Source organism: Mesorhizobium sp. M2E.F.Ca.ET.219.01.1.1 (assembly GCF_004016445.2).
In the GTDB taxonomy this organism is placed as follows: Bacteria; Pseudomonadota; Alphaproteobacteria; order Rhizobiales; family Rhizobiaceae; genus Mesorhizobium.
The window spans coordinates 1-6,440 of record NZ_SADT02000017.1 but is presented as its reverse complement, the minus strand read 5'-3'; the positions used below and the strand labels follow the sequence as shown (position 1 = coordinate 6,440).

Genomic DNA, 6,440 nt, shown 5'->3' with positions numbered 1-6,440 from the left:
GGGGCATATTTGCGCCTCAATGTGTCGGGTTCCGCACGAAACGTGTCCCGTGGTGTAGATGATACGGGCGAGTGGCGAAGGCATCTTTCAGCCTGCGGTAGCTCGCGGCGGGCAGCGCCGTCGCGCCAAGCCCGATCGCTTTGACACGGCGCTCGAAGGAGAGGGACGCGCTGCGGCCGAACCCGGTTGTTGGAGGGCAAGGCGCTTCTCGCCCGTTCGGCATGCCCACCTTCCGCTTAAGTCTCTGCAACACGGCCCAGGCTCATGGGTTGCACGATGTTCGTTCCGAACACCGAAACTGGTTTACTGGGTTACCTCATTCGTGACGCCCGACACCGTCGTGGCTGAACGAGCCCTGGGCCAGTATTACTGAACGTGTACGGTTGTTACGGAATACCGAGATGGCCCTCGTTCGTCACTTGGCCCTCTCCATGACCAAGCGTTTGAGCCTGCTCGACTGCGGAATTGCTTTCGGCATTGTGCACGTACTGGGGGGCGAGTTCGGACGTCCATGGCACGAAGCGGCTACCCGCGATTGAAAACGTATTACCCAAACTGATCTGATCGCCGCTGCCGAGGGGCTCGTTGAGCAGGGATTCGCCAACCCGGACGGCATTGTCATCGAGGGAGCGAGCGCCGGCGGGGGCACCGTGCTTGCCGCGGCCCTCATGGGGCCAGATTTGTTCCGCGCCGTGCTTGCCGAGGTCCCGCTCGCCGACATTCTAGATGCTGAGATGGACTTCACAATGCCGTACGCGCTACAGGAAACGGCGGAGTACGGAGATCCCCACACCGCCCACGAATATCGCAACGTGCGCAGCTACGACCCGTATTACAACCTAAGCGCCGATCGGCCTCTTCCGCCGACTTACGTCGATGCCGCGGTGCACGATGGCCAGGCCCTCTATTACCAGCCCGCTTGCTATGTGGCGCAGCGTCGGTCATGTGCGCTCGACCGCGATCCTGAGCTTGTCTTCCGCATTTGGATGGTGGGCGGCCACAGCGGCGCTTCACACGGGGCTGGTGTAGCTGAGGAAGCTACATTTCGCATGGCATGGGTCCTCGACCAGCTCTTCAGCGATAAGTACGATCAGGAGAATCGATCAGGAGCATGAAGTGAGCAATCTAAACAGCGGCCTGAGGTGCTGCCACGCCCGACCATGTCCCTGCGCGCCCTTGTTTCACTCGTCATCTCACGAAGGATTCCCATCCACCCGAGGTGGAACCTCGTATCACGCCGACTGAATCGCTGGGGTCGTCAACAACAGCCTTGCCCAGGCTGGCTCCCTTAATCATCTAGTATGCGAGCAAGGGTCACCGCACAGGGAAACACGTCCGACGCGATTGTCCTCGCCTGATTGATGCAAGCGCGGCGTTAACCGAAGAGCCGGCCCTACGGCCTTCGATTTCTGAAGCGCGCAGGAATGACGACCGTAGCCTTGAAAGCCAGCGCAACGACAGGTCCGACACCAAGGACGGTCGTCAACCGCGCAAACCGTGTCACCCTTCACGATCGACAACAGCCTTTCATGCACTACCGTGAACTGCTCGCGAAGTTTCTGCCGGGCGGCGAGCAACACCTCCATGATGTCACGTAGCTCCGGGATGTCGCCGGAAAGGTCCTGGATGCGATCCCCAAATTTGGCAGCGCCGACAATGCCAACCTGAGACCGAAGTTACGCAACAGGCCTCGAATGTCATTCTCAATTGCGATGGCCTTTTCCTGCAGCAACTTGCGGGCTGTCAACAGGCGCCCGACGTTCCTGGCTCATCAGCGTCTTGACGTGCATCGGCCGGAACACAATTAACCCGCATCACCTGCGCAATGCCGCGCATCGTTGCGGTCGGTCTTGTTGCCTGCGCCTTGAGAAAGGCCTTCCGTTCCTGATGCTTGTGGCTGTTTACGCAGACCACGTTTTATCATCAGCTCGAAGCAGCACCTCAAACACCCGTTCGGACAAAGCCGAATACCCCGTCTAAACACCTAGCGCTATCCGTCACCCAACCTTTCAGGACCACCTTTTCACACGGCTGAGCATGACCTGTTCGGCCTCACAGAGCAACGTTCGCATCATCCATCCCCGCAGAGCGAAGCACGGCCGACGCGCTTGCTCTCTCCAGATTCCTTGATCACTGGCAGTTGCTCCTCCGAAACCGGTCGAAGTGCGCGGGCCGGGATTATCGATGGTATTGGTGAGCCCTAAGGCAACGACAGGCCCGACACCCGGAACTGTCGTCAGATACCGGCAGTTGTTATTACCCTGACAATATCGAGCACTTTCCGATAAAGGGGACAGCTCCTCCGCGACTGCCTGTGATGCTGCACCTCAGGCTATATCAGCTTGAAACGCCGCACCTCTGACCATTCCGTCCAGAGAAGGATCAAGCCGAATACCCCATCTAAATACTTGGTTGTTCGAGCGGGTCGTCACTGCTGTCGCGTAGATCGCAGGGAAGAAGTCAGATATCGTCTTGTGCAACCAGCACCAAGTCGCGCCAGTACCTCGTTCGGGTTAACGCCAACCGTTGCTGCAAGATCATTTACAGTTAAATCTTCTCCCAGTAGTTCTACAAAGCCACCTATAAGACAAAGTGCGTCAGGAACGTCTGTTATATCCACCATTATGTTATCCATGCATATTGTTCCGATTAGAGGGACAGAATATCCAGCGAACCGAGCGGAAGTTTTGTTCCCGCAGGCCCAGGGAAGGCCATGCTTGTAACCGATCCCAACGATTGCTACGCGGCTAGTTCGAGCCGTACGAAATGTCGCCCCGTAGCCAACCGCCTCCCCCGTAGCGACACTGCGCATGTCGAGTATTTTAGCTCGGAGCCTTGCAACGGGTTGCAGCGGATTTGGTTTAATACCAGCGTCATTAAGCCCGTACAGTGCTGAGCCCGCCCGTACCATGTCGAAATGATAGGATTTGCCGAGCCAAATACCGGCGGAGGCTGCGAGACTGCCACAGGTGGGCTTAAGCATATCGTAGATCGCCTGGAAGCGGTTCCTTTGCAACACATTGGTGGGGTCCGCACCGCGTTCGCTGCACGCCAGATGGCTGAGTACGAGCGAAGGGGGATACCTATGGAAAGTTCCAGAAAGATACGCGCGATGCACTTCGGCAAAAGCGAGCCCAAAGCGGGAGAATCCCGTGTCCACGTTGAGAAAGTATGTTTGCCTCCCTGTTGCGCTAATGGCCTCCAATTCGGCACAATTGTTTACAACGGGTATGAGCCCGTTAGATCGATAGTATGGGCCAAATTTCGCAAAATCATCGCAAAAAACCGCAATTGCCGCGCCTACATGGGATGACCTTAGATGCAACGCTTCGTCCAGATTGGCGACGAAGAGCAGATCGCAGCCGGCATCGATGAGCGTTCTTGCAATCTCTACAAGACCAAGCCCGTAGGCGTCGCTTTTGACGACAGCGGCCGCCCTTACGTTTGGCCCAACGAGGGCCGAGATGGCCTGGAAGTTCGCCTGAATGGCCCCGAGATTAATTTCCAATACAACATTGGAAGGCCGCACCAGTGGCAGCATGTCCTTCTCTCCAACAGTTCCCGTCTTCTTAAACCTTGCAGACTCGCGGCGCAGCCTACTAAGATAGGTAGGCGCGCCAGCGAGATTACCGTTTAAACCGGCGGAGCACCGCCCCAATCCCCATCTTCGGCGAGATCGCCCTCCAGTCGCCATTGATGATTTCAAGGGCTGTCTCCTCACGCTAGGCTTTCACGGCTATTTGCACCGTCCGCAGGCTTTTTGTCGTGAACCGTGTTTGGTCGATATTCATCAGCCTCTGCAGCACGAGGGCTGCCGAGAGTGTCGGCTCAGACTCCAATCATGCCAGAATCTGAGCTCATAGCGCTCAAGCAAGCTCGGTCTCTTGGGATATTTGTCCGCCGATACGGCCTCTATGGGTGGGTCGCACCTCTCCGCCCTGCCAAGCCGTCTTCAGAAGTTGTGTGCGTCAAGTTCTGCAAAAAATGGCGTGGCATTCAGCGGTGACGTTGGCGTGTCCGCCGCGCAGCCCCGTGTTTAGCGGAGCGGCGGACATGGCGGGCCGCGTCTCAGGCGGCCAGTGCTCTCAGGCTCTCCTTCTTGTGCTCGCGCAGATGATCCATGTTGAGGTAGCGGGTCGCCTCGAGCCAGTTCTCGTGGATCTCCACCGCCAATGCCCGAACCAGCCGCAAACAGCTCTGCGGGTTGGGGAAGATGCGAACGATCAGGGTGCGCCGCTTGATCTCCTGGTTTAGCCGCTCCAGCATGTTCGTCGACTTCATGTGCTTGTGATGCGGCAGCGGCAGCCGGTAGAAGCTCAGCGTCTCCTCGATGTTGGTCTCCACCCAATCCACCAGCTTCGGGTATTTTGCCTGCCATTTGGCGATCCACTGCGCCAGGTCGCGCTTGACCTCGGCTAGGTCGCGCCGGTCATAGAACCATCTGAGCTCCATCAGGCAGTCGTCATCGACCTTGCGCGGCACATAATCGAGCGCGTTTCTGAGGAAGTGCACGTAACAGCGCTGCCAGACTGCCTCGGGCAGGACTTCGCGGATCGCTGCCCTGAGCCCCGGATGGTCGTCGGAGACGACGAACTCGACGCCGGCAAGCCCGCGCTGCTTGAGCCCTGCCACGAACGCCCGCCAGCTCGAATGGCTTTCACGGTTGGCCAGCTCGACACCGAGCACTTGGCGCCGGCCCTCCCAGTCGACGCCGATCGCCACCAAGACCGCCTGGCTGGCGATCACGCCGGCCTCGCGCGCCCGCTCATAGCGCGCGTCCAGGATGAGGTACGGGTAAGGTTCGGCAAGCCGCCGCTCATAAAATGCCTTCAGCGCCTCATCCAGCCGCGCCGTCGCCTGGCTCACCGTCGAGGCCGAGAAGGAATGGCCGCACAGCTCCTCGGTGATCGCCTTCACCTTGCGCGTCGACACGCCTTGGACGTACATCTCGACCAGCGCCGATACCAGTGCCTTCTCCGAGCGCTGATAACGCTCGAACAACTCCGTCGAGAACCGGCCGGCCCGATCTTGCGGAACCCGAAGCTCCAGCACGCCAACCCGCGTCACAAGCTTGCGTTCGTAATAGCCGGACCGGTAACCAACCCGCTCCGTTGTCCGCTCGCCTTTCTCGGCCCCGATGGCCTCCGTCATCTCGGCTTCCAAAGACTCCTGCACCACAGTCTGCAATACCTTGCGAAAGCCGTCCTCATCCGACAACAGCAACGCTTTCAACTCGCCTCTGCTCAGTCTAACTTCTCGATTGGTCATGGCACTTACCCTTCCACGGGAATCGGTGATCGCAACGTCACCAGCGTGCCATGGCCGCCTCGCCTCAGCGCAAGGCCTGTTCTCTCTCCAGAGCTTTTTGCGGAACCTTCAGGACACTATATCTTCAGATTTACGGTGAAGCGCTGCAGGTCAATGACGACCGGTTCCTGTGGCGTTGCTTGCACCCCACGACGATCGACGCGTCTTCCCAAATCTTCCTGCCGCATGGATGCCGGTGAACAGCATCAGCGGTTCCGCCTTGCACAGCTCCTTGTCGACCTTCGCCACCTCGGGATGGGCCAATACACGCTCGACCGGCGGCGCTGGCGGATAATAGCGCTTGATCACACGCGCGCCGAAATAGCCGATCGGATAGGCCTTGAACTTCTGCTTGGCCGGCTTGTCGGCGCCCGTCTGCGGCAACCGCGAACTACCGTGGGGCTGAAGGCAACGATGCAATGACGAGCGCGTCAGATGCGGGATCGTCGGCTGAAGGGCATAGAGACAATCATCGAGCGGCAAGAGCGTGTGCTTGCGAAAGGCGACGATGGCGGCTTCCTCTTCGAGCGACAGCAGCGTCGAGCGCGGCTCTCTGGGACCGGTCGGAAGGTCGGCGGTCGAGGTCCGATTGCGCCACTTCGCGACCGTCTTGGGATCGATGCCATAACGCTTGGCGAGCTTCTTCAGGCTCTCTTGACTATTTTGTATTGCTCGACGGATCGCCTCTGTCGTCGTGGCGCGGCCGTGTAGAACCTGACCCATAGTGCCTCCTTTCCATTCCGCGGAAAAGATCGCACCATTAAAGCCGGGGATCAAACACCTAGCCCGTTTAATGCAGCGATGACAAGACCACTTTCTCGCGTCCGCACCGGCACGCACTCGGTCCACCCTGTGGCGATATCGGTCAAGACCATGGTTTGCACAAGCTGCCGGACGAAGAGGTGCCGGAATGGGCAACGAAGTCGACCTCGACATATCCAGGCGGATCGTTCCAGTCGCCGAAGGTGCGCACCGGAACTGACCGACGCACCGCAGAACTCAGTCCGGCGCGACGGCGCTGCCCGCCGCGAGCTACCGCAGGCTGAAAGATGCCTTCGCCACTCGCCCGTATCATCTACACCACGGGACACGTTTCGTGCGGAACCCGACACATTGAGGCGCAAATATGCCCC

At 59.0% G+C, this 6,440-nt stretch carries 3 protein-coding genes and 3 pseudogenes; 1 reads left to right on the top strand and 5 read right to left on the bottom strand.

Features of this window, described 5'->3' with window-relative positions; translation table 11 throughout:
* The first annotated feature begins 545 nt into the window (after window positions 1–545).
* Complete coding sequence (locus tag EN862_RS34585) at window positions 546–1,115, top strand: prolyl oligopeptidase family serine peptidase (RefSeq protein ID WP_348628157.1); 570 nt, start codon at window positions 546–548, stop codon at window positions 1,113–1,115.
* A gap of 198 nt (window positions 1,116–1,313) precedes the next feature.
* Here EN862_RS34585 and EN862_RS37170 read toward each other — a convergent pair.
* The 5 genes and pseudogenes from EN862_RS37170 to EN862_RS37165 form a co-directional block, all read right to left on the bottom strand.
* Window positions 1,314–1,914 (bottom strand): annotated as a pseudogene (locus tag EN862_RS37170) (transposase); the annotation flags it as partial.
* Window positions 1,915–2,428: 514 nt separating this feature from the next.
* Window positions 2,429–3,541 carry an alanine racemase gene (gene alr / locus EN862_RS34575; RefSeq protein ID WP_127230893.1) on the bottom strand — a complete coding sequence of 371 codons (1,113 nt, stop codon included), beginning with the start codon at window positions 3,539–3,541 and terminating at the stop codon, window positions 2,429–2,431.
* Window positions 3,542–4,068: 527 nt separating this feature from the next.
* On the bottom strand, window positions 4,069–5,268 hold the full coding sequence (locus tag EN862_RS34565) for an IS256 family transposase (protein ID WP_126097348.1): 1,200 nt from the start codon (window positions 5,266–5,268) through the stop codon (window positions 4,069–4,071).
* Window positions 5,269–5,625: 357 nt separating this feature from the next.
* Window positions 5,626–6,030: pseudogene (locus tag EN862_RS34560) on the bottom strand (IS481 family transposase); the annotation flags it as partial.
* A gap of 80 nt (window positions 6,031–6,110) precedes the next feature.
* Window positions 6,111–6,337, bottom strand: a pseudogene (locus tag EN862_RS37165) (transposase); the annotation flags it as partial.
* Window positions 6,338–6,440: the final 103 nt, after the last annotated feature.

What these genes read in the sequence shown, in the direction of transcription:
- alr (WP_127230893.1), bottom strand. Translation starts at nt 3,541, where the DNA reads ATGCTGCCACTGGTGCGGCCTTCCAATGTTGTATTGGAAATTAATCTC.
- EN862_RS34565 (WP_126097348.1), bottom strand. Translation starts at nt 5,268, where the DNA reads ATGACCAATCGAGAAGTTAGACTGAGCAGAGGCGAGTTGAAAGCGTTG.